Annotated in this window: 24 protein-coding genes; 14 read left to right on the plus strand and 10 right to left on the minus strand. The window is 69.0% G+C overall.

From position 1 onward, the window contains the following. Positions 1-55 precede the first annotated feature (55 nt). Positions 56-496 carry an ester cyclase gene (locus AB0G15_RS30455; RefSeq protein WP_362846358.1) on the plus strand — a complete coding sequence of 147 codons (441 nt, stop codon included), beginning with the start codon at positions 56-58 and terminating at the stop codon, positions 494-496. Positions 497-739: 243 nt separating this feature from the next. Here the strand turns inward: AB0G15_RS30455 and AB0G15_RS30460 are convergent, their stop codons facing one another. Further along, the gene (locus AB0G15_RS30460) at positions 740-1,801 is read right to left on the minus strand and encodes an NAD(P)-dependent alcohol dehydrogenase (protein ID WP_362846360.1); all 1,062 of its coding nucleotides are present in this window, start codon (positions 1,799-1,801) and stop codon (positions 740-742) included. A 456-nt stretch (positions 1,802-2,257) separates the two neighbouring features. Between AB0G15_RS30460 and AB0G15_RS30465 the strand changes: the two genes are divergently transcribed. After that, entirely contained in the window at positions 2,258-2,554 is a 297-nt protein-coding gene (locus AB0G15_RS30465) for a helix-turn-helix transcriptional regulator (RefSeq protein WP_362846362.1), read from the plus strand. Positions 2,555-2,569: 15 nt separating this feature from the next. Here AB0G15_RS30465 and AB0G15_RS30470 read toward each other — a convergent pair whose 3' ends face one another. Together AB0G15_RS30470 and AB0G15_RS30475 are read right to left on the minus strand one after the other, a co-directional pair. Beyond that, positions 2,570-3,172, minus strand: coding sequence for an ATP-dependent Clp protease proteolytic subunit (locus AB0G15_RS30470; RefSeq protein ID WP_362846364.1), 603 nt, complete (start codon positions 3,170-3,172; stop codon positions 2,570-2,572). Then, entirely contained in the window at positions 3,169-3,795 is a 627-nt protein-coding gene (locus AB0G15_RS30475; protein WP_362846366.1) for an ATP-dependent Clp protease proteolytic subunit, read from the minus strand. The genes AB0G15_RS30470 and AB0G15_RS30475 overlap by 4 nt, the downstream gene beginning before the upstream one ends. Positions 3,796-4,180: 385 nt before the next feature. Between AB0G15_RS30475 and AB0G15_RS30480 the strand changes: the two genes are divergently transcribed. Next, positions 4,181-4,984, plus strand: a complete 804-nt coding sequence (locus tag AB0G15_RS30480; RefSeq protein ID WP_362846368.1) for a hypothetical protein — start codon at positions 4,181-4,183, stop codon at positions 4,982-4,984. 296 nt (positions 4,985-5,280) lie between these two features. Here AB0G15_RS30480 and AB0G15_RS30485 read toward each other — a convergent pair whose 3' ends face one another. From AB0G15_RS30485 to AB0G15_RS30500, 4 genes are all read right to left on the minus strand, one after another. After that, positions 5,281-6,000, minus strand: coding sequence for a response regulator transcription factor (locus AB0G15_RS30485; RefSeq protein ID WP_362846420.1), 720 nt, complete (start codon positions 5,998-6,000; stop codon positions 5,281-5,283). 131 nt (positions 6,001-6,131) lie between these two features. After that, entirely contained in the window at positions 6,132-7,352 is a 1,221-nt protein-coding gene (locus AB0G15_RS30490; RefSeq protein WP_362846370.1) for a histidine kinase, read from the minus strand. A gap of 96 nt (positions 7,353-7,448) precedes the next feature. Further along, complete coding sequence (locus tag AB0G15_RS30495; protein ID WP_362846372.1) at positions 7,449-7,865, minus strand: nitroreductase family deazaflavin-dependent oxidoreductase; 417 nt, start codon at positions 7,863-7,865, stop codon at positions 7,449-7,451. Further along, positions 7,865-8,488: an NAD(P)H-binding protein gene (locus AB0G15_RS30500; protein WP_362684718.1), complete on the minus strand. Its 624-nt coding sequence runs from the start codon at positions 8,486-8,488 to the stop codon at positions 7,865-7,867. Before AB0G15_RS30500 ends, AB0G15_RS30495 begins: the two co-directional genes overlap by 1 nt. A gap of 102 nt (positions 8,489-8,590) precedes the next feature. Between AB0G15_RS30500 and AB0G15_RS30505 the strand changes: the two genes are divergently transcribed. Beyond that, complete coding sequence (locus AB0G15_RS30505; protein WP_362846374.1) at positions 8,591-8,977, plus strand: helix-turn-helix domain-containing protein; 387 nt, start codon at positions 8,591-8,593, stop codon at positions 8,975-8,977. Positions 8,978-9,297: 320 nt separating this feature from the next. Here AB0G15_RS30505 and AB0G15_RS30510 read toward each other — a convergent pair whose 3' ends face one another. Next, positions 9,298-10,428, minus strand: coding sequence for an alpha/beta hydrolase (locus AB0G15_RS30510; protein WP_362846376.1), 1,131 nt, complete (start codon positions 10,426-10,428; stop codon positions 9,298-9,300). 109 nt (positions 10,429-10,537) lie between these two features. On the opposite strand from AB0G15_RS30510, the gene AB0G15_RS30515 reads away from it, so the two are divergent. From AB0G15_RS30515 to AB0G15_RS30530, 4 genes are all read left to right on the plus strand, one after another. After that, positions 10,538-11,677 carry a histidine kinase gene (locus AB0G15_RS30515; protein WP_362846378.1) on the plus strand — a complete coding sequence of 380 codons (1,140 nt, stop codon included), beginning with the start codon at positions 10,538-10,540 and terminating at the stop codon, positions 11,675-11,677. After that, a complete protein-coding gene (locus AB0G15_RS30520; RefSeq protein WP_362846380.1) occupies positions 11,674-12,321 on the plus strand; it encodes a response regulator transcription factor in 648 nt (215 codons plus the stop codon). The genes AB0G15_RS30515 and AB0G15_RS30520 overlap by 4 nt, the downstream gene beginning before the upstream one ends. Positions 12,322-12,521: 200 nt before the next feature. Then, positions 12,522-12,995: a DUF1772 domain-containing protein gene (locus AB0G15_RS30525; protein WP_362846382.1), complete on the plus strand. Its 474-nt coding sequence runs from the start codon at positions 12,522-12,524 to the stop codon at positions 12,993-12,995. A 129-nt stretch (positions 12,996-13,124) separates the two neighbouring features. Continuing rightward, positions 13,125-14,147: an alpha/beta hydrolase gene (locus AB0G15_RS30530; protein ID WP_362846384.1), complete on the plus strand. Its 1,023-nt coding sequence runs from the start codon at positions 13,125-13,127 to the stop codon at positions 14,145-14,147. 125 nt (positions 14,148-14,272) lie between these two features. Here the strand turns inward: AB0G15_RS30530 and AB0G15_RS30535 are convergent, their stop codons facing one another. Further along, on the minus strand, positions 14,273-14,434 hold the full coding sequence (locus tag AB0G15_RS30535; protein WP_362846386.1) for a hypothetical protein: 162 nt from the start codon (positions 14,432-14,434) through the stop codon (positions 14,273-14,275). 74 nt (positions 14,435-14,508) lie between these two features. Here AB0G15_RS30535 and AB0G15_RS30540 point away from each other — a divergent pair, with 74 nt between their 5' ends. Beyond that, on the plus strand, positions 14,509-15,147 hold the full coding sequence (locus AB0G15_RS30540) for a DUF6461 domain-containing protein (protein ID WP_362846388.1): 639 nt from the start codon (positions 14,509-14,511) through the stop codon (positions 15,145-15,147). A 202-nt stretch (positions 15,148-15,349) separates the two neighbouring features. On the opposite strand, the gene AB0G15_RS30545 is transcribed toward AB0G15_RS30540, so the two are convergent. Then, positions 15,350-16,150, minus strand: coding sequence for a hypothetical protein (locus AB0G15_RS30545; protein ID WP_362846390.1), 801 nt, complete (start codon positions 16,148-16,150; stop codon positions 15,350-15,352). Between the two features lie 296 nt (positions 16,151-16,446). Between AB0G15_RS30545 and AB0G15_RS30550 the strand changes: the two genes are divergently transcribed. The 5 genes from AB0G15_RS30550 to AB0G15_RS30570 all read left to right on the plus strand — a co-directional run bounded on the left by AB0G15_RS30550 (position 16,447) and on the right by AB0G15_RS30570 (position 21,443). Further along, positions 16,447-16,911 (plus strand): CPBP family intramembrane glutamic endopeptidase, encoded by a 465-nt coding sequence (locus AB0G15_RS30550; RefSeq protein ID WP_362846392.1) that lies wholly within the window; start codon positions 16,447-16,449, stop codon positions 16,909-16,911. Positions 16,912-17,335: 424 nt separating this feature from the next. Then, positions 17,336-18,253, plus strand: a complete 918-nt coding sequence (locus AB0G15_RS30555) for an ATP-binding cassette domain-containing protein (RefSeq protein ID WP_362846394.1) — start codon at positions 17,336-17,338, stop codon at positions 18,251-18,253. Then, a complete protein-coding gene (locus tag AB0G15_RS30560; RefSeq protein ID WP_362846396.1) occupies positions 18,250-19,029 on the plus strand; it encodes a hypothetical protein in 780 nt (259 codons plus the stop codon). The genes AB0G15_RS30555 and AB0G15_RS30560 overlap by 4 nt, the downstream gene beginning before the upstream one ends. A gap of 165 nt (positions 19,030-19,194) precedes the next feature. After that, the gene (locus AB0G15_RS30565) at positions 19,195-19,905 is read left to right on the plus strand and encodes a response regulator transcription factor (protein ID WP_362846398.1); all 711 of its coding nucleotides are present in this window, start codon (positions 19,195-19,197) and stop codon (positions 19,903-19,905) included. 89 nt (positions 19,906-19,994) lie between these two features. After that, positions 19,995-21,443: a HAMP domain-containing sensor histidine kinase gene (locus AB0G15_RS30570; protein ID WP_362846400.1), complete on the plus strand. Its 1,449-nt coding sequence runs from the start codon at positions 19,995-19,997 to the stop codon at positions 21,441-21,443. Positions 21,444-21,551 lie beyond the last annotated feature (108 nt).

Consider the following 21,551-nt stretch of genomic DNA (forward strand, 5'->3'; position numbering starts at 1 on the left):
TCGAAGGCCTCGGCGAGCCCGACGCCTCGTCCAGCATCATCGAAGGGCCACTTACATGCCTGAACCCTGGGAGCTCAAAGACCGGTTGTCCGAAGCGATCAATGCTCACGATCTATATCAATTGCTCCAGCATTACAGTCCGGACGCTGTTCTCATATCACCAATGGGCATGGCAGAAGGACAGGAGCAGATCGCCTGGTTCTACGAGCAGTTCTTCAAGGCCTTCCCGGACTTTCACAAGACGGCGTGGCTCGAGGTCGCCCATGGCGATCCCGTGGTCACGGAATGGACGGTTACCGGCACCCACATGGGACCTCTCCTCATACCTGGAGGGCGTGAGGTGGAAGGAACCGGACGTCGCATCACCATGCGTGCTTCATGCGCGTACCACGTCGCCAACGGTGTGATCATTGCGCAACGGGAATACTACGACCAGCTGGAGCTGTACAGCCAGCTCGGTTTCGGCTTGATCGAGCTTGATCGCCCCATCGTGTAGGCCAGACGCTCATCGTCCGAACGCCTGGCCACTCGCCCGGATGCCTGGCCACACCGACCGGCAGATCAGCCGCATGACCACTGCCACTACTGCTGTCGGCGACCCCTGGAACCGCTGTGCCCCGGGCGACGACCACTCTCCGCGACGAGCGCGAGCTCGACCACGGCCGAACAGGTGACAGTTGATCGCGCGAGGTCACCGGAGTGACCCCCTCGCAGAGGGCTGCGGAGGACGTTTCAGGTGTCAGTCGAAGACGACGACCTGGCGGCCGATCACGTCGCCTCGGGCCAGCGCGTCGAGCCTGTCGTTGAGGTCGTCGAGCTTGACCGGTGTGACGGTGTGCTTGATCCGGCCCTGGCCGGCCAGGGCGAGGACCTCGGTGAGGTCGTTGTGGTTGCCCCAGAAGGACCCGGAGAAGGTTCTCTCACCGGAGACGAACGGGAATATCGGGAACTCGACGCGCCGGCCCATCAGGCCCACCGACACGAGGCTTCCTTCGGACGCCAGGAGCGCGGCGTTGAGCTCGAGGGACTGCGAGGCTCCGGAGCAGTCCAGGGCGCCGTCGATCTCGCCGCGGCCGGTCAGCTCCGCCAGTTCGGCCCGTACCTGGTCGGGCACCTTGCCCCGGGTGTTGATCGCGTGGTCGGCGCCGTTGTGCTCCGCCACCGCGAGTTTGTCGTCGCTGCGGCCGAAGGCGACCACGGTGGCTCCGTCGCCGAGCAGCCGGGCGTACTGCACGCCGTAGCTTCCGAGGCCGCCGATGCCGCTGACGGCCACCGTGCGTCCCGGTCCGAGCCTTCCGGTGGCGCGGAGCTTCTTCATCCCCCGGTAGGGGGTCAGCCCGGCGTCCACCAGCGGCGCGAGGTACTCGGGCGTCAGACCCGCGCTCGGGTCGACGCGGATGAGATGGCGGCTGGGAGCGGTGACGTACTCGGCGAAGCCTCCGGGTGGCCCGAAGCCGATCCACCCCCCGCTGCCGGTGCACAGTTGCTCGTTGCCCTCGTGGCACTGCCGGCAGGTCCCGTCGCCCCAGGCGGGGTTCACGACCACCAGGTCCCCCTCCGACAGGCCGGCCGAAGCGGGAACGTCCGCGCCCAGCCGGGCGACCTCGCCCGCTATCTCGTGGCCGGGAATGTAGGGGAACTCCAGCTCCAGCGGGAAGTAGCCGTCGACGAGCTGGACGTCGCTGCGGCACATCCCGGTGGCCCGGACTTTGATGAGAACCTCGTTCGGGCCCGGTTCGGGAACCGGAACCTCGTCGATCTGCAGTGGCTGCTTGTAGCCGTGCATCCGCGCTGCGCGCATGGTGACACCTCCCGAGTTCTGTTCAGATCACATGGCCGTAAAGGCATGCGTACACCCTCAAAGTGGAACCAATCACCATGAAACAGACAAAAAGGCGGGCAATCCTGGTTTGCCTTCACGTCGGCCGATCCTGACCGCGGTCGTGATGGCGATCTCAGGACGCGACTCCCCGTAGCGGGACCGGTCATTCGATCGGTCACCCAGCGATGCGGAAGGCCGCCCCCGATCTCTCGGGCACGGCCTCTGATCCGGGGCACGTCTGTACGAGCGATCCTCACCGCCCCCGAGGGCGGGACGGAGGAGCCGGAGACGGTTCCGCTCTGCGCGAAGTCGGCAAGACTCGAACGCGCCATCTACCTATGGTGAGATATGGCCTCCTCTGTCCCGCCGCTACGGCCGGCGATCGATCGGACCGATCCCACGTCGTCTCCGGCTCGCGAGCCATTGTGGCGGCACGTGCTCGGTGAGCGTCTCAGAGGTCTTCGTCACGAGCGGGGCGAGAAGTTGAGCGAGACGGCGCGTCGCGCCGGCGTCTCGCCGCAGTATCTCTCCGAGATGGAACGAGGCGTCAAAGAGCCATCGAGCGAAATGATCGCTGCGGTCGCCGGCGCGCTGGATGTCACCCTGGTCGATCTGACCCTTGCCGTCGCCGAGAGCCTGCGGTCCGCTCAGAGCGGCACGAGCCTGCGGTCCGCTCAGAGCAGCACGTCGAGAGGTGCCACCTGCTCGGCGGCGTATGCTCTGGCCGCGTAGCGCGGCCTGCCGGGATCATCCACGAGCCTGTGAACGCTCCTCGATGATCTGATCGAGGAGCCCGTACTCCAAGGCCGCGGTCGCGGTGAACACGCGATCGTGGTCGGTGTCGGCACGTAGGGTCTCGACGGTCTGGCCCGTGTGCCGTGACAGTATGCGCTCCATGTCCGCTCGGACACGTACGACCTCGTCGGCTTGCAAGATGAGATCGGGGATCGTTCCGCGCCCCTGAGCAGCCGGCTGGTGCAGGATCACCCGTGCGTGCGGGAGAGCGGCACGTTTTCCTTCGGCGCCCGCGGCGAGAAGGACCGCACCCACCGCGACGGCCTGTCCAACGCAGGTTGTCTCAACCTGCGGGCGGATATAGCGCATGGTGTCATATATCGCGAGCATCGCACTCGGGTCCCCGCCTTCACAGTTGATATAGAACTGTATGGTGGCATCCGGACTCTCTGACTCCAGAAAAATGAACTGCGCGACGAGCGCGTTCGCGACGCCCGCATCGATCGCGGTTCCCAGATAGACGATTCGCTCGGTGAGAAGATGCGAGTAGACATCCATGATCCGCTCACCGCGAGGATTCTGGGCGATGACGTTGGGAATCGTGTACGTGCTCACCGGCCGGCTCCTTCGGTGACGCCGAATCCGGACCGCAGGCGATCGTGTGGCGCTATTTCGTCGAAGCTCTGGACGATCGCGTCTATGAAGCCGTAGTCCAGCGCCTCTTGCGCCGTGTACCAGCGATCATGCAGGGAATCCTCGAATATGCGCTCTACGGGCTGACCTGTGTCATCGGCGATGAGACCGAGCACCGTGTCACGAGTATGCCGAAGGTCGTCGGCCTGCAGTTCGATGTCGACCGCGGTGCCACCGATTCCGGCCGAGCCCTGGTGCATCAGGACACGTGCGTGCGGCAGGGCGCGGCGCTTCCCCCGGGTACCCGATGAGAGCAGGAACTGCCCGGCGCTGTAGGCGATGCCCATCGCGAGGGTCGATACATCACAGGGAATGAGCCGGATGATGTCACGGATCGCAAGCATCGACGGAACCGAGCCGCCCGGGGAGTGAATCCACAATGCGATGTCGGCCGACTCGTCCTGCGTGGCGAGTGCTATCAATTGCGTGGCGAGCAATGTCCCATTGTCGTCATCGAGAGGACCGTCGAGAACGAGAACGCGCCCATCGTAAAGCTGACGTCTCACCCGCGCGTCGAACAGTGGAAGTTTCGATTCTTCGCCCATGCGCCCATCATGTGGGGCGATCCGGATCGGCGTCGACACGATCTGCCTGCGGCAGATCTGCTCTGAGCAGAGCGAACTCGGTTTCCGGCCCGGTCCGTAGCGTTGCGGCCGGGAATCGACTCCCGCCCGCCGGTTGTCCTGGACGTCCGCTACGACATGGGCCCGCCGCCACTCCACGACGCGAAGTCATCGCCCCGACGCATCACTCGGCATCTGCCCACGGTCAGATACCCGCATCCGTCTGGGGTCGCACCCCCTGCTCGTGCCCGCCCACCAAGATGCGACCCGAGCCAGACGCGCGCCCCCCGCGTCGTCCCTCACCATTTCGGTGTGCCCGGACATACCGGTCCGGGCACACCGACACGGACAGGACGGGCAGCAACCCATGAGCACTGATCTTCGCGGACGCGTCACGCGATGGCGGCAGACCGGCGCGGACCGGCGGGCCGCCAACGCCGCCGCCAACCTGGACCGCCAACCCCCCTTTCCCGGCCGATGGGTGAGCGCCATCTCGCTGATCGGCGGCCCCACCCTGATCATGGCCGGGACTCTCCTGCGCTCCCCGTTCTACTACTTCGTCCCTTACCAGCTCACCGCCTACACCCAGCATCCCGCCCTCATCACCGCCGCCTACGTCTGTTTCGCCAGCGGGTTCGTGCTGCTGTGGCCGGCGGTCATGACGCTGGCGCAGAGGATCGCCGCCACCAACCCGCTGTGGGGAATCTGGGGCGGTTGCCTGGTGATCGTCGGCCTGTTCACCCGGACCTTCCAGTTCGGCACCGATCACCTGGCCTTTCACCTGACCGACACCCTCGGCCTGCAGACCATGCTCACCGGCATCGACGGCTACTACCTGGCATGGCGGGACACGGTCTGGCACCCGTTCAGGTCCATGTCCGGTCCGGCCTTCTTCGGCTGGGTCGTGCTGGCCATCGGCGCCTACCGCTCCGGCGCCCTGGGGCTGGGCCGTTCGATCGCGCTCGGCCTGATGTCGGCGCTCGCGCTCGGGACGCTCAAAGGCACCGAACCACAGTCCTTCATCGCCGTGGGCGGCCTCTGCCTCGCCTTCATCCCCCTGGGCATCTCGCTGCTGCGTGGCGGTCCCCCGCCGACCAGGCGCGCCATGATCTGGGTCGCCGTCCTCATCGGCGTGCATGTCCTCATGACGGCCTTCGGCCCGAGAGGATGACGATCCGGACCGGTGGTACGCCGCTGAGCCGGCACATCGCTTCCCTGGAACTCGGTCCATACCGGAAGACTTCCCTGGATCTCAGTCCATACCGGAAGACTTCCCTGGAACTCGGTCCAGGCCGAAAGACGGAACACGCGAGTGAAGTCGACCAAGCGGCGGGGCTGCGGGCGAGCCGGCTTCGGTCCGCTCAGAAAGCGGATCCCGCTCCGGCCCCGAAGCCGGCCACCCCAGGAGCGGCGACAGAGCCGACGAACGCGCGGAGGCGTGCCCTCGTCCAGGGAAGGGCGAACCGGTCACCGGCGGCCGTGCGGATTGGTGACGAGCCCGCCTTCGTAGGCGGCGATGACGAGCTGGGCCCGGTCCCGGGCCCGCAGTTTGGCCAGAAGGCGGCCGATGTGGGTCTTGACCGTGCCGACGGTGAGATGCAGGTGCTCGGCGATCTCGGCGTTGGACATCCCCTTGCCGATGAGGGCGAGCACCTCGCGCTCGCGCGGGGTGACGTCATCGAGGCCCCGTACGACCTGGGTGGGACGAGGGTCCTGCAGGAACTCGGTGATGAGCCGGCGGGTGACGGTGGGCGCGAGCAGCGCCTCACCGGAGGCGACGACCCGGATGGCGGCCAGCAGCTCGGCCGCCGTGGCGCTCTTGAGCAGGAAGCCGCTCGCACCCGCCCGCAGCGACGCGTACACGTATTCGTCCTGGTCGAACGTGGTGAGGATCAGTACGCGCACCCCGGCACAGTCGGGGTCGGCGCAGATACGCCGGGTCGCCTCGATGCCGTCCATGTCCGGCATCCGTATGTCCATGAGGACGACGTCCGGCCGATGCCGGCGGGCCAGGAGCACGGCCTCGGTGCCGGTGCCGGCCTCGCCCACGGCGGCCAGCCCCGGTGTGGCGTCGATGAGAATCCTGAAGCTGTCGCGGATCAGGACCTGGTCCTCGGCGAGCAGGACCCGGACCGGCGGGGACGAGTCGTGCGATGCGGGGCCGGTACTCACGCCGTCAGTGTTCATGTCGTCGGTGCTCATGCCGCCAGTGCTCATGTCGTCGGTGCTCATGTCGTCGGTGCTCATGTCGTCGATGCTCATGCCGCCAGTGCTCATGCCGTCAGTGCTCATGCCGCCAGTGCTCATGCCGTCAGTGCTCATGCCGCGGTGCCGTCCGGGGCGTAGGGCAGTCGAGCCGACACGCGAAAGCCCCCTTCGGGCCGGGGCCCCGCGTCGAACGTGCCTCCGTACAGCTTGGTCCGTTCCCGCATGCCGATCAGGCCGTGACCGCCGTGACCGCCGTGTCCGCCGTGGCCCGCGCGCGGCGGCCGGCCGTGGCGAGGGCCGTCGTCGACGACCTCGATCACGGCCTCCCGCCCGCCGACGTCCACGGTGACCGCGCAGCGGGTCGGCCCCACGTGGGTGACGACGTTGGTCAGGGCCTGCTGCACGATCCGGTACACCGACATCGCGACCGCGGCGGGCAGGCCGGCCTCCTCACGGACGGTCAGCTCCACCTCGACTCCGGCCGAGCGGGCGTGGGCGGCCAGCTCGGGCAGGTCCGCCACGCCGGGCGCGGGTACGGGGTCCTGCTGGGGATCGCCGTCGGAGCGCAGCAGGTCGAGCACCCGGTGGATCTCGGCGAGCGTGCTGCGGCTGGTCTGCTCGATGACGGCCAGCGCGGCGCGTACCTCCTGCGGGCGGGCGTCGGCGACGTGGTTGGCGACGGTGGCCTTGACGGCGATCAGGCTCATGCTGTGGCCGATGACGTCGTGCAGTTCCCTGGCGATGCGCCTGCGCTCGTCGGTCACCGCGGCGTCGGCGAGGTGACGGACAAGGCGGGCGGTCGTGTCCCGCTTCCAGCGCACGGCCGTTCCGACGGCCCAGGCGACGGTCAGGAGCACACCGATCGTACCGATCTCGATCGGCCAGGCCGCCGGCATCTCGCTGGGCGTCGCCGCGAGCTCGAGACCGGGGAACACCTGCGCGTAGAAGATCAGGATCGCGGTCACCGCGGCGGACAGGCAGGCCGCCAGGCCCGCCGCCGACCAGGCGATCGAAACGGTGGTGGCGACCAGGTACAGCACGAGCACGGTCGGCACGAAGGTCAGCCAGATCGCGCCCGCCGCGACGGCGCCGGCCACGGTCACCCCCGCGCCCGCGGCGCACGCGACGGCGAGCATGGCCCACGGCCGACGCCGCCGGACGGCGATCGGGAAGCTCAGGACCGCCGCCACCGGCCAGGCCGACCACGCGGGCCACGGTGACGACGACCCCGGCGGATCGACGATGGCGTATCTGATGAGCAGCGCCACGGCGACCGCCACCGCCGCGTCGGTGACGTCCCTTCCACCGCGCCGCCAGCCAGCCCATTCCATGATGGGACGGTATCGCCTCATCGGATCACGCGGCACCCGTCCACGGTCGGACGACGGCCGCCGCCCGGAGCGTCCCGGAAGCACCGTGCCCGGTCGTCACCGGCGTTCCAGGAGGACCACGGGGATCTCACGGGCGGTCCGCTCCTGGTAGGCCGCGTACTCCGGTCTCGCCGAGACCATCAGGCTCCACAGAGGCGGACGCTCCGCGGCCGCGGCGGGACGCGCTCGCGCGGCGAAGGTCTCCGTACCGACCTGCACGGTGACACACGGATCGGCGAGCAGGTTCAGATACCAGGCCGGATGGCGGTCCGCGCCACGGTTGGAGGCCACCAGGACGTAGCGCTCGCCGTCGAGTCCGTAGACCAGCGCGGTGCGGCGCAGTTCGCCGGTTCTCCGGCCCCGGGTCGTCAGCAGCAGATCGTTCACGCCTGGCCGTGGCCGGCCGCCGGTCTCCCGGAAACGACGGATGTGCTCGGCGATCCAGGGATCCGGGCTGTCGCGGACCTCGGGCATCACGCTTCCCGGATGCTGACGGCGGCGCGGTGGTGGCGAGGGGCTTCGATCTCGTCGAGCAGCGCCATCGCGAAATCCGCGTAGGTGATCCTGCTGGCCGGATCCGCGTGATCGGCGATCCGGTACCGGCCGGTGCGCGTGCCCGCATGGTCGAAGTCGCCGGCCGGCGCGACGTACGTCCAGTCCAGGTCGCAGCCCTGGAGCACGGCGAGTCCCGCCGCGTGGCCGAGATAGAAGTCGCGGTACTCGTCGGGGTAACCGGGCTCGTCCATCAGGGGAGCACCCGACGCCCCAGGCATGATCGACGCGAGGCCGACCACCGCCAGCCGGCGCACGCCCGCCTTCGCCAGCCCGCCGGTCAGGGCACGGGCCGACGCGGTGAAGAACTCGTGAGGCGGTACCGACAGGTCCGCGGCGGCGCTGACGGCCGCGTCATGCCCCGCGGCCGCATCCGCGACGCTCGTCCCGTCCGTGACGTCGCCCGCCACCACCCGTACGTCGGCCAGGTCGCCGTGGCCCGCGGGGTCACGCACCACGGCGGTGACCCGGTGCCCGCGCCGGTGCGCCTCGGCGACGACCTGCCTACCGGCTCTGCCGCCAGCGCCGAAGACCACGATGTTCATGGTGGACCACCTTTCACCGGGGCCGGATCCCATCCGCCCGGCCGCTTCGCGGACGCTATCGGGGGCTGCGGTTACCGCCGGGATACCGGCTATCGTGAGGCCATGAGGGAACCCCTGCCCGCCGACATGTTCGACGAGCTGTGCCCGTCCTCGCTCAATCCGATCCGCTTCGGCGACAAGTGGGCGGCGCTCGTCATCCGCTGCCTCGAACACGGGCCGCGCCGGTTCTCCGAACTCCGCGTGCCGCTGAGCCGCGTCACGCCCAAGGTCCTCACCCGGTCACTGCGTTCCCTCGAACGGGACGGGCTGGTCAAGCGCACCGCCCACGCCGGCGCTTCCCCGCGTGTCGAGTACGAGCTGACCCCACTCGGCCACAGCATGCTCGGGCCGATGGCGATCGCCTGCGCCTGGACGCAGGAGCACTGGGACGAGTTGCTCGACGCCCGCGAGTCGTACGACGACGGCGCCCGCCTCGACCGTGCCGGCTGACGTGTCGAGCCGCGACCCGCACGTGTCCGCACAGGTGTAGCCGGCTCGATCCGCTTCGACGGACGCGTCCGGCCCCCGGGCTCGGGCGCCCGGCGCACCGCGGCGTGCGCACGGTCCGGGCGGCGCTCGGCGTCCAACAGCGGTCCGCGGGTGAGGTTTCCGGCGGGGGTCTGTCATTCCTGTCCCCCACGCGAATCAAGATCCGGGATCTTGGAAGATCGCTCCTCGTACGGGAGGCGATCGTTTCCCGGGACGCGTTCGGTTCGGGACGGTTGGGGTGATACCCGGTCGGGGAGGTCGAAGCGGTCGTGGTCCGCCGTCTACCAGAATCTCACCTCGGGGTAACCGGTGGACGGCCCGTCCAGCAGCGGCTGACGCCTGCCCTTCAGATGCAGGTCGAGGAAGGCGGTGACGTACGCGCGGGTGATCCTTATGGAGCGCTCGCCGTCGATCGGGTGATCCGGCAGCCCGAGTTGTGCCTGCAGCACCGCGTAGTCGACGAAACTCATGTGTTCGGCGCCTGTCACGGTCAGCCAGCGCTTCCGGTCACCGGTCACATGCGGCCAGAACAGGTCCCAGGAACCCTTCTTTCCACCGCTGTTCGGCTCCTGCCTGGGGTTGCCGATCATCATGAACGGCTTTTCGAGGGGCTTCGCCGGCGTCGGCGGGTTGTAGGAGCCGTCCAGATTGACCGCGGCCTTGATCTTCCGGCTCACGGGCAGGAGGTGCGCGGCACTCTGACCGCCGACCGAATGCCCCACCATCGCGATCCTCGTCTCGTCGATCAGCCGGTTCCAGTGCTCGCTCCTCTCGAGCCGGCCCAGTACGAACGTCGTGTCGGCGGCCCTGACCCGGGCGACCTTCGCCCCCAGCTCCGGGGTCTGGCCGCCCTTGCCCGCCTCGAACGTGACGGTCCTGCCATCGGGGAACGTGGTGGCCACGGACTCGTAGGTGTGCTCGATGCCCGCCACCAGATATCCCCTGCTCGCGAACTCCTCGGCCAGCGAGGTCATCGTCGCGCGAGGCAACGTCATGCCGGGCGACAGGACCACCAGCGGCCATCCTTGCCTCCGCCTCAGCGGGGGCGCGTCGACGCGGGCGTACGTCTTCGTCCTGGCGAGCGTGTCCGGCGGCACGTCCTTCAGCTGCGGCACACTCTTGATGATCAACTCCGATTCCCGAGGCGTGACGTACCGGGCCGGCCGGCCCACGGCCTTCCGCGCCGGATACCAGACCGAGACCATCAGCTCGCGCGCCTTCCTGCCGGCCACCCACGGGTCGGGGCGGCTGGAGTCGATCAGGTGCATGACCGACCGCCCGACGGCGTGACCGCCCGTCGGCGCGGGCAGGACGGGGGCGGGGGCGGGCGCGGCGGCGTCCGCCGTACCGATACCGGTGAGCCCCGAGAACACGGAGAACGCGAGCACGCTCGCGGCGGCTGTCTTCCTCATGTCCCCGACCATGCGGCATGGCGCGGCCGTACCGTCCCCGGCGAAAGTCACCCGGCACCCGCGACTTTCGTAGGGGGACGTTGTCCGGGTCGCCCTATAGCCTCTGATCATGACGGACGGCGACGCCGGGATCATCGAGCGGATCACACCGTGGGCGCTCGGCGCGGCGGTCTTCCTTCTCTCCATGGCCTCGGCGGCCGGTTCGGTGGGCGTCGAGTCGACGCTGCCCGGTCCCGTGCTCGTGGCCGTCGCCGCGGCGTCGGCGGTGGCCGCGGCCCGCGCCAGGCGCTCCCTGGGACCGCTCGCCGCGGTGGGCGCCGTCGCCTACGCGTGGCTGGTGATGTGGCCCGCCGCCGTCGCGGCCTCCTACTACGCGGGCACCCGCCTGCGCCGCCGTGACCTGTGGCTCTACGTCGGGAGCGCGGTCGCCGTCTTAGCGCTCAGTGCTCTCGTCTCCCACCGAAGCGGTGGGTACCGGGCGCTGGTCGCGGGCACTCCGGCCAACGTGATTCTGACGAGCGGCGCGATGCTCGGACTTCCCCTGGTGGCGGGGCTGTGGGTCCGCGCCAGGCGGCAGGTGCTCGCCGCGCTGCGCGAGCGAGCGGAACAGCTGCGGCGCGAGCAGGTGCTGCGCGCGGAGCAGGCACGCGCTCAGGAGCGAGCGCGCATCGCACGGGAGATGCACGACGTGGTCGCGCACCGGGTGTCGCTGATGGTCCTGCACGCCGGCGCCCTGGAGGTCAGCGCCCCTGACGAGCGCACGGCCGAGGCCGCGGCGCTGATCGGCGGTACCGGCAGGGAGGCGCTGAGCAACCTGCGCGAGGTGCTCGGCGTGCTGCGATCGCAGGATTCCGTACGCGGCCCGCAACCCACGCTGGCCGACCTCGACCGGCTGCTCGACCAGACCCGCGCGCTGGGCATCGTGGTAGCCCGTCACGACGAAGGGACCGCGCGCCCGCTCGGTCCCGTGGTGGAACGCACCGCCTATCGCGTGGTCCAGGAGGCGCTGACCAACGTGCACAAGCACGCCGCCGACGCCAGGACCGACGTGTTCGTCCGCTACCGGCCCGCCGAGTTGGAGGTCGTCGTGCGCAACGAACCCTCGGCCGGCGCCTCCGGCGACCTGCCCTGCTCCGGTTGGGGACTGGTCGGCCTGCGCGAACGCGTCGAGCTGGTCGGCGGCAGGCTGGAGGCCGGGCCGCGGGACGAGGGCGGCTTCCAGGTCGTGGCCGGGATCCCGGCCACATGATCCGTGTATTGATCGTCGACGACGAGGCGCTGGTCAGGTCCGGGCTGCGGATGATCCTGGAGGCGGCGGGCGACATGGTGGTCGTCGGGGAGGCCCGCGACGGCGACGAGGCGATCGCCGCCGCCGGCAGGCTCAGGCCGCAGGTCGTGCTGATGGACGTGCGCATGCCCGGCACCGACGGCCTGGCCGCCGGGGCACGTATCCTGGCCGCGCCCGAAGCCCCCAAGCTGATCATGCTGACCACCTTCGACCTGGACGAGTACGTCCACGAGGCGCTACGACTGGGCGCGGTCGGATTCCTGCTCAAGGACACCCCGCCCCGGGAGCTGGCCGCCGCCGTGCGCACGGTCGCGACGGGCCAGGCGATGCTGTCCCCCACCGTCATCAAGCGGCTGATCACGTCGTTCGCCGGCAGGGCACCCTCCCGCGCCGAGTCCGCGCGTAACCGGCTCGCATCGCTGACCGCCAGGGAGGAGGACGTGATCAGAGCACTGGCCCGCGGCCTGTCGAACGCGGAGATCGGGCGGGAGCTCAAACTGGCGGAGGCCACGGTGAAGGCGCACGTCAGCCGGCTGCTCGCCAAGCTGGGCGTGGCCAACAGGGTGCAGGCGGCGATCCTGGTACACGACGCGGACCTCGGTTGATCGGACACCTTGACACGCCCGCTCGGATCGAACCCCCCGCACTTCACGGGCGAGATGGAACATTCCCATCCGCGTGACGCCATGGCGCGCGCGCCTACTCCCGCTGTCGTAGAGGGACGGTTTCTCCTCCCGGTGCCGTAGGGGTGGAAGTCTCCCGCGGTGCGACGACCGGCGTCGGCGGGCGAGCGACGATTACGGCCATGAGAACCCCAGCCAGGTACGTCCACGGGGCCGCGCTGCTGACCACCGGGATACTCGCCGGAGCCTTCGGGTACGGCGCGGCCAACGTGGTCCCCACCTTCAGGACCGTCCCACTGGACGTGCGTCTGACCTTCCACACCGCGATGATGGAGGTCAACGAGCCGGTCATGCAGAGTGCGATGGCTCTGGCGATCCTCACCTCGTTCGGCCTGGCCGTCGTCTGCCGCGGCCTGCCACGGCGCCTGGCGCTCGGGGCCGGTGCCCTGGCAGTGGCTTCGTTGCTGGTGACGGTCTTCGGCAACGTCCCGCTGCACGCCCACATCAGGCGATGGGCCGCCGCCTCCGCCCCGGCCGGTCACTCCGAGATCCTGCAAAAGTGGGAGCTCTTCCACACGATCCGTACTCTGACCGCCCTGTCGGCTTTCGCACTGATAATCGGCATCGCCGTCCTCGCCCGGCCCGAGACCCGTTGAAAGAGCTCAGCGACTCACCTGATCCGGAGATACGGCGGGCAGCCCCGTCTCGGGCCGCCACCGCGCCCCGGCATCGGGTACCACGGCACCGGCGGCGCCCCCACCCGGATACCCGAAGGATGTGAAGCCATGGGAAAACGAAGAGTCGTCAGGATCGTCCTGGTGACGCTCGCCGTTCTGATCGGGGTGCCGGCGCTGGGAGTCGCCGGGCTCGTCCTCTGGGACGGCGGCATCCACACCGATCCACGCCGGCCGATCCTCCGTGACATCCGGATCGATCTGCGGACCGCCATGACACGACTCGGCCCGATCGAGTACGACCTGTACGGCACCGAAGGCCCTGTGCTGCTGTCTGTTCACGCCGGGCTCGGTGGAGCCGACCAGGGACGGCTGTTCGCCGGTTGGCTGCAGAAGGACGGGTTCCGCGTTCTCAGCCCCTCACGGCCCGGCTACCTCGGAACGCCGCTGGAGAGCGGCCGGACCAACGAGGAGCAGGCGGACCTGCTCGCGGCGCTGCTGGACGAGCTCGGCATCGACCGGGTCGGAGTCCTCGCGGTCTCGGCAGGAAGCCCGGTGGGCTACACCTTCGCCGCGCGCCATCCGGATCGGATCTGGGCACTGGTCTCCGTCGGCGGAGTCAGCAAACCGCGGCCTGCCGGGACGGGCTCGCCGCTGCGGAGAGCGTTCCTGGACACGGTGGGCCAGAAGCTGGCCCGGCTGACGGCGGAGGTCTCGTTCGAGACCGTCGTCGCGGGGACGTTGAACGAGACCAGTACCTACACCGACGGGCAACGGGCGGAGCGCGTCTCGCACATCATGAACACGCCGCAGGTGCGGGAGCTCTTCAAAGCGATGTTCGATACGACGTTCCCTTACCAGAAGCGCTGGGAGGGCACGGACAACGACGCGGTGCAGGCCCGACGCGGAGGGCTGCCGCTGGAGCGGATCTCGGCTCCGACACTGCTGATCCACGGCACGCAGGACGGCGATGTGCCGTTCGACCACGGGAAGTTCGCGGCTGAGCGGATACCCGGCGCAAAATGGCACTGGATGGAACACGACGATCACCTGGGCTTCTGGCTCAGCCCGAAAGCGGGCCAGGCACAGGCCGCGGCGCGAGACTTCCTGCGGCAGCACGCGCCAGGCGAATGAGCACTCGTCCAGGGCTTGCATGAGTGTTCACGAGAGTGGACGACCTGGCGTAACGGGCGCACTGGGAGATCGCCTCCCGCAGGAAGATCGATCGTTTCCTGGAACCGCCGGGTGGACTCACGCCTTCAAGGCGAGCGGTTCGCCAGGCGGATACCCGCTTCGAAGGCCACGACCTCGGCCTTGGTGATGCGAAGAACCGGCTCGCCCACGGCCGCGTCGCCCGGACCATCCTGATCACTCTGCTCGTCACCGTCACCAACGACCCCTTCCTCGACCAGTGGCGCCACACCCACCAGCCCTCGGCGAGCCCGACGCGCCCGCTGAGAACCGCGAAACTCCAGCCTCCTGGGAGGCCGCCGCCGTGGCAGGGGCCAGACGCCTGATCTCCGCGTTGGGGCGCTTCGACGACGACGGCCACAGCCTCGCCTGCGTCGCCGGCATCACCGCTGCCGAGGCGGTACGGCGCCTGGAGGCCGTACCGGCCGATGACGCCGACGTTGAAGAGATCATGGAGGATCCCTGGGCGGATCTCGACGCCGGCTTGGCCCTCATCGGTGTCACCGACGTGCCCGGCGGATGCGTCGTCTTTCAGCCGTGTGGATACGCCGCGTCCAACCCCGGCGTCATGAAACGCCTGTCGGTGGGCACCGTCTGCCACGGGCTGTTCGCCAATCCCAAGAGCGGCAACCAGGGGGCCGTCGCCCGTGACGGCGCCATCGAGGAATGGGACACCCACCCCGGCGGCGGCAGCGTCTGCTCCGAGGAATCCGCGGAGGAGATCCTCGCCACCTACCTCTACCACCACCAAGCCGAGGCCTACTGCTTCGCCGGAGCGGGCCTGCGGCCGGCCGACGACCGATCGATCGATCAACGGTCAGGCCGACATGTGGCTCAAGCTGCCCGGACAAGACCGGTGGAGCTAACCGGAGATACAGCAAGAAAGCCCGATTCCACTATCTGGAGTCGAGCCTTTCGGTCTTGTGGGCGTTCACGAGTGTGATCGAGCAGGGACGATGACGCCCTGGTGAAGATCGCTTCCCGGGATGGCCGTGATCGTTTCGCCGCCGGAGCACGGAGATGCGCCACGGCGGCGGCGGTCCCGGTTGCAGGACTTGCAGGTGGCTCGGAGCTTGCGGCTACATCGGCCATCGCCGCCGACACGAGCGCGGCGGCGATGGCCGGCAACGCGGCCGTTCGTCGGCTCATGCCCCCGACGCGGTCCGGGTGGCCGGTCGGTGGTTCGGGGCGGCGAGGTCGTGGGCGGAGCGGGCCAGCCAGATCATCATCAGGACGCTCGAGACCGCACCGAGAGCCTCGGCGCCGCTTTCCTCCTCCAGGAACGGCAATGCCGCCAGCATCAGGAAGATGGGCACTACCAGGGCGGCGATACCGTATGCGACGGTCGCCGTCTCCCAGCGGTCGTCGCGCCATTGGGCCCGCAGGATCAGCACCGTCCAGGCCAGGTCGGCCAGGCCGCAGATCATTTCCACCTCGTCCGGGACGGGCCGGCCGACGAGGTCGAGCACGCCGATGACGGTGAAACCGCCGTACCCCAGCACCCCCGCGCCCCGCATGTACGGCCGGTCGCCGTCCAGCACCCGCATGAACAGCAGCACGACCACCCACATCACCGCAGAGACGATCACCGTCGCATCTGCCCAGATCCACGACTCGATGCCGTAAAGCAGCCACGTCGTGGCCGTCGCGACGTAGAGCGCCACCCGCAACCGCAGGGTGTTCCGGTCCTGCTGGGGTGGCCCGCCCAGCGGCCCGCGCAGGACCTGCCAGATCCCCCATGCCCAGGACAGCCCGGCCAGGACCAGGAGGAGCAGGTTCTGCCCCGTCGCCGCGACGCCTTCGGTCACGGTCGCGAACAGTGTCAGCCACCACAACGGGCCGAGGTCACCAGAGACCATAGCGACGATGACGGCGAGCGTCAGCGCGGCGCCGTACAGACCGGTGACGAGCAGGGCGGGCAGGGCCGAGCGGTGGCGACGTAACACGGGACGCTTCCTGGGGATTCGGAGGGGATGGGAGCGAACGCCTCACCCTACAATCGATCATGAGGAGTGGCGCCGGGTGGCGTGCGCCCGCGGGCGCGTTCGAACGCCACGCCGGGGTGTCCACGAGAGGAAGACGGTCGCGGCGGCCGTCGGCGGGATGCGCGGGGCTTCGGTGTCCATGGGTGGCTCTCCAGGAGCGAGCAGCGCCGCGTGTCCGTTGTTCTCCGCGTTTCGTGGCGCCACCGGTGACGCTGCGTCATACGTCCGGCCAGGAAATGTCATGACGAGGTCGTGACGTGGTCGCACTGCCCGCCGAGCTGGGCATTGGCGCGGCCGCGGGCGTGATCGCGTTCGTGCTCAAAGGCGTGGTGAACTACGCCGTCATCACCCTGACCGGGTTCGACGCCAATCCCCAAGGCCCGTACCACGACGCGGCCGGCGGCGGCGTGCTGCCCCTGATCCTGACCTTCGCCTTCCTGTCCGTCCTCACCCCCGTCGGCGAGGAGTTCCTCTTCCGCGGTGTCGTCACCAACGCCCTGCTGCGCTACGGGCCCGTCGTCGGCGTCCTGTCCAGCTCGACGATCTTCGCCCTCTTCCACGGCGTCAACATCGCCATGACCACGGCGTTCGTGGTGGGCATCATCGCCGCCGAGGCGATGCGCCGCAGCGGGTCGATCTGGCCTGCGGTGGCCGTCCACACCGTCCACAACATGGGCCTGCCGCTGTTCGCACTGATCACCGGAACCACCGGGCCCGGCTGATCGTCACGCCAAAGACCATGATCACGTGTCTTTGGCACCGCTTCTCGCTCCGATGTTCCTCGACCCCCGACGTCACGAAGCCGGCACACCTCCCGCCGAACCGTCACCGCAACCATCGTCAACAGCGTCATCATCGCGGCGACCGTGCTCCCCCGGAACCAGGGAACGCCCGCGTTGATCTCACAACGACTGTCCAAGGATGACGTCCGGCCCGATTCCGCCCGCCGCCGGGAACCACCGAACGAGCGCGGGTCCTCGACCATGTTCTCTTCCTCGAAGCCGTCGACCCCGTGTGAATATCCTGTGAGCTCCGGACCCGGCATCACCTGAGCGCTGCCTCGACGCCGTCGCGAGCCGGATGATTCACAGAAGACTCACAGATCCTCTCCGAGATCGCGCAGCCGCCTGGTCCAGACTCCGTCACATGATTGAGTTACGGCGGTTGACCAAGCGTTACGGCCAGGTCGCGGCGGTGAGCGATCTGAGCTTCGAGGTCAGGCCGGGTGCGGTCACCGGGTTCCTCGGCCCGAACGGCGCGGGCAAGACGACCACGATGCGGGCGATCCTGGGCCTCGACACGCCGACGAGTGGCACCGCGACGATCCGTGGGCGCCGCTACGCGGACCTTCCCTCACCGATGCACGAGGTGGGGGCGCTGCTGGACGCCCGTGCCGTACACCCGCGCAGGAGCGTGTTCGACCACCTCCTGTGCCTGGCCCAGAGCAACGGCATCGCGCGGAGCCGGATCGAGGAGGTGCTCGGGCTCGTCGGCCTCCACGAGACAGCCGGTCGGCGAGTGGGCGGGTTGTCCCTGGGCATGGGCCAGCGGCTCGGCATCGCCGTGGCCCTGCTGGGGGATCCGCCGGTGCTGATGTTCGACGAGCCGGTCAACGGGCTCGACCCGGAAGGCATCGTGTGGATCCGCACCCTCATGCGGGATCTCGCCGCCGAGGGCCGGACGGTGCTGGTGTCCAGCCATCTGATGAGCGAGATGGCATTGACCGCCGATCATCTGATCGTCATCGGCCGCGGCCGGCTGATCGCCGACATCGGGCTCGAGGCGTTCATGCGGTCGAACTCGCGGGGGACCGTCCTGGTGCGTACACCGGACGCTGAGGAGTTCGCCCACCGGCTGCGTGACGCCGGTGCAACCGTACGGCCGGGAACGGAAGGTGCCCTGGTGGTGGCGGGGATGGAGAGCGCGGAGATCGGCAAGATCGCGATGGTTCACGGAGTGGTGCTGCACGAGCTGACTCCGCACCGGACCTCCCTTGAGGAGGCGTACATGGAACTCACCCGCGACAGCGTGGAGTTCGGCGTTCTCGAAGGGGCCGGGCGATGACCACGTTCTCCGCCGATGTCCTGCGCTCGGAGTTGACCAAGTTCCGCAGCGTCCGCGCCACCGGATACGTGCTGGCCGGCGCGTTCGTGACCGCTCTCTTTTACGGCTTCCTGTTCGGCACGGCGAACGGCAGAGCCTACATGGGTGCCTCCGCCGAAGATCAGACGTCCTTCGACCCCGTTGCGACCGCGTTCCGCGGCCTGATGCTCGCGCAGTTGCTCGTCAGCGCGGTGGGCGTGCTGACCGTCACCTCCGAGTACGCCTCGGGAATGATGCGGACCAGCGCGACCGCCGTGCCACGACGGGGACGTCTCCTCGCGGGCAAGGTCGCCGTCGTCGCCATGATCCTGCTCCCCAGCGGGCCGCTCATCGCTCTCGGATCCTTCCTGATCAGCCAGACGATGCTCGCCGCTCAGGGCGCCCCGAGCGCTGCCCTGACGGATCCGGGCGTACCGGGTGCGATCGCCGGCGCGGGCCTGTACATGACGTTGATCGGCCTGTACGGCGTCGCCATGGGGTTCCTGCTCCGCAGGACGGCGGGAGCGATCGCCCTCGGATCATTCCTGCTGATGCTGCCTGCCATGGCGTCCCTCTTCCCCGACTGGCTGGCCAGGTGGGTTCTGACATACTGGCCGACCGCCGCGGGCATGCGCCTCTTCACGCTCAACCCGGTCATCGACGGTCTGTCGGCCCCCGCGGGATTCACCGTGCTCGCCACGACCGTGCTCGCCCTGCTGCTGGCCGCGCTCGTCCTGTTCCGCTCGCGGGACATCTGATGCGCGTGGATTGTCCTGGCCACGGTCACGGTCATCACGGGGTTCACGGCTCTCGGTGTGCTCGCCGGAGTGGCGGCGTCGATCTCGCACGGCGAGTGCGGCGCGCCGGTCCTTATCCTCAGGAGGGAGCGCGCTTGGAAGATGTCGGCCGTTGGAAGAAGGCGAATGGACGGGTACCGGCTGCTGGTGGTCGATGACGAGCCCGTGGTGCGGGAGTTGCTGTCGGCCACCCTGCGTTTCGCCGGCTACACGGTCAACTCCGCCGCCAACGGGTCCGAGGCCCTGGACGTCGCCTGGCGCGAACCGCCCGACCTGGTGCTGCTCGACGTGATGCTGCCGGACATGGACGGCTTCGAGGTCATCCGCCGCCTCAGGGAGCTTCCCCGACCGCTGAGCGGCGGCCACCCGGGTCAGGTCCCCGTCCTGTTCCTCACCGCCCGCGACACGGCGGAAGACAAGATCAACGGGTTGCGGCTGGGCGGTGACGACTACGTGACCAAGCCGTTCAACCTGGAGGAGCTACTCGCCCGGATCCAGGCCGTGCTGCGCCGCACGGGACTTCTTCCCGACGACCGGACGTTGAGGGTGGGCGATCTGGAGGTTGATCCTGACGGCCGTCAGGTGATGAAAGGCGGTCATACGGTACGCCTGTCGCCCACCGAGTTCCGGCTGCTGCACTACCTGATCCTGAACGCGGGGAAAGTGGTCTCCAAGGCCCAGATCCTGGAGCACGTCTGGCGGTATGACTTCGCGGGCGACTCCAGCATCGTCGACACCTACGTGAGCTACATCCGGCGCAAGGTCGACACCACCCCGCCCAAGCTCATCCGCACCATGCACGGCGTCGGATACATACTGCACAGGCCCAGGTCATGACCGTGGGCGCAGCCGTACCCGGGGATTCCAGGAAACCGGGACGACGTTCGAAGGGCCTTTCGCTCCGCGGCCGTCTCCTGCTGATCACGATGGCCCTGCTGACGGCCGGCCTGATGGTCAGCAGCGTGGTCGCGATCGCCACCCTCCGCTCCCATCTGGTCAGCCGGGTGGACGAGCAGCTGAGACCACTCGCGGCGCTGTTGTCGCGCGTTCCCCCGGGGCTGACTCGATCGCCCGTTTCCGAAGAGGGCACGCAGGCTCCGCGGATCCCGGGCATGGGCCTGATCGACCAGGTGTATGTCGCCTACCTTGCTCCGGACGGCACGACTCGGCAGCAGCGAAACCTGTCGGCGCGGGGACAGGACCAGAGCCCACGGCTCCCACCGCTCGACGCCGAGGCCGTCACCCGGCTCGGCGGGCGGCCCTTCGACACGCCCGGGCAGGCGGGCCCCGGAAACTGGCGGGTGATCGTGGTGCCGCAGGTCCCGCGGCGGTCACCACCGGGACAGACGCCTTCCGCGGGAAGCGGTAGCGTCGTCGTGGCCGCGTCGCTGAGCGGTGTGAGATCCACGCTCGCCCGGCTGAGCCTTGTCTGTCTGATCACCGCTGTCGTCCTGCTGACTCTGCTGACCCTCATCGGCTGGTTCGCCGTGCGCGGAGGACTGCGGCCGCTGCGCAGGATCGAGGAGACCGCGGCCGCCATCGCCGGAGGTGATCTGTCTCAGAGGGTTCCCGAGCTGGCCGCACCAGGCACCGAAGTGGGCCTTCTGTCGAGCGCGCTCAACGGCATGCTCGGCCAGCTGGAGACGGCCTTCGCCGCCAGGGAGGAGTCGGAGGCCCGGATGCGGCGTTTCGTGGCGGATGCCAGCCACGAACTACGCACACCGTTGTTCGGGATCAAAGGCTTCTCCGAGTTGCACCGGATGGGCGGCCTGCCCGACGTCGGCCGAACCATGAGCCGTATCGAGAGCGAGGCGGAACGTCTCGCCCGGCTCGTCGAGGACCTGCTCCTGCTGGCCCGTCTGGACGAGGGCGAGAGCGCCCTGCCGATGGATCTCGCGCCCATGGACCTCCGCACCCTCGCCGCCGACGCCCACCACGACCTGCGTACCCTGGACCCCACCCGTCAGGTCACCTTGACCGGCCCCGGCGGTGGTCCTCCCAAGGCGGCACCGGTCCACGGTGACGAGGCCAGGCTGCGGCAGGTGGTGACCAACCTCGTCGGCAACGCCGTCACCCACACCCCCTCAGGCACCCCGGTACGAATCGGCGTCGGCACGGTCGGAGACGAGGCCGTGCTCGTGATAGAGGACACGGGCCCCGGGATGACCGCCGAGCAGGCGCTCCACGTGTTCGACCGCTTCTATCGCGCGGACGGCTCACGCAGTCGTACCGCGGATGGTGGAACGGGCTTGGGTCTGGCCATCGTCCGCTCCATAGTCACCGCCCACGGCGGCCGCGTAGAACTTCGCACGGCCCCCGCCCAAGGCGCCGCCTTCCGGGTGGCCCTTCCCGCCACTCCGGATCCCGCGTCGTAGTATTTGCCACGCCAAAGCCCCCAGAAAAGAGATAATTCATCCACTTTGGGCGGTTTTGTTCTTCGATCGGGATCACATCCTTCTCCAGGAAACGCAGGGACTGCGGAA

Origin of the sequence: Streptosporangium sp. NPDC023825, assembly GCF_040639575.1 — a bacterium.
Lineage (GTDB): Bacteria > Actinomycetota > Actinomycetes > Streptosporangiales > Streptosporangiaceae > Streptosporangium.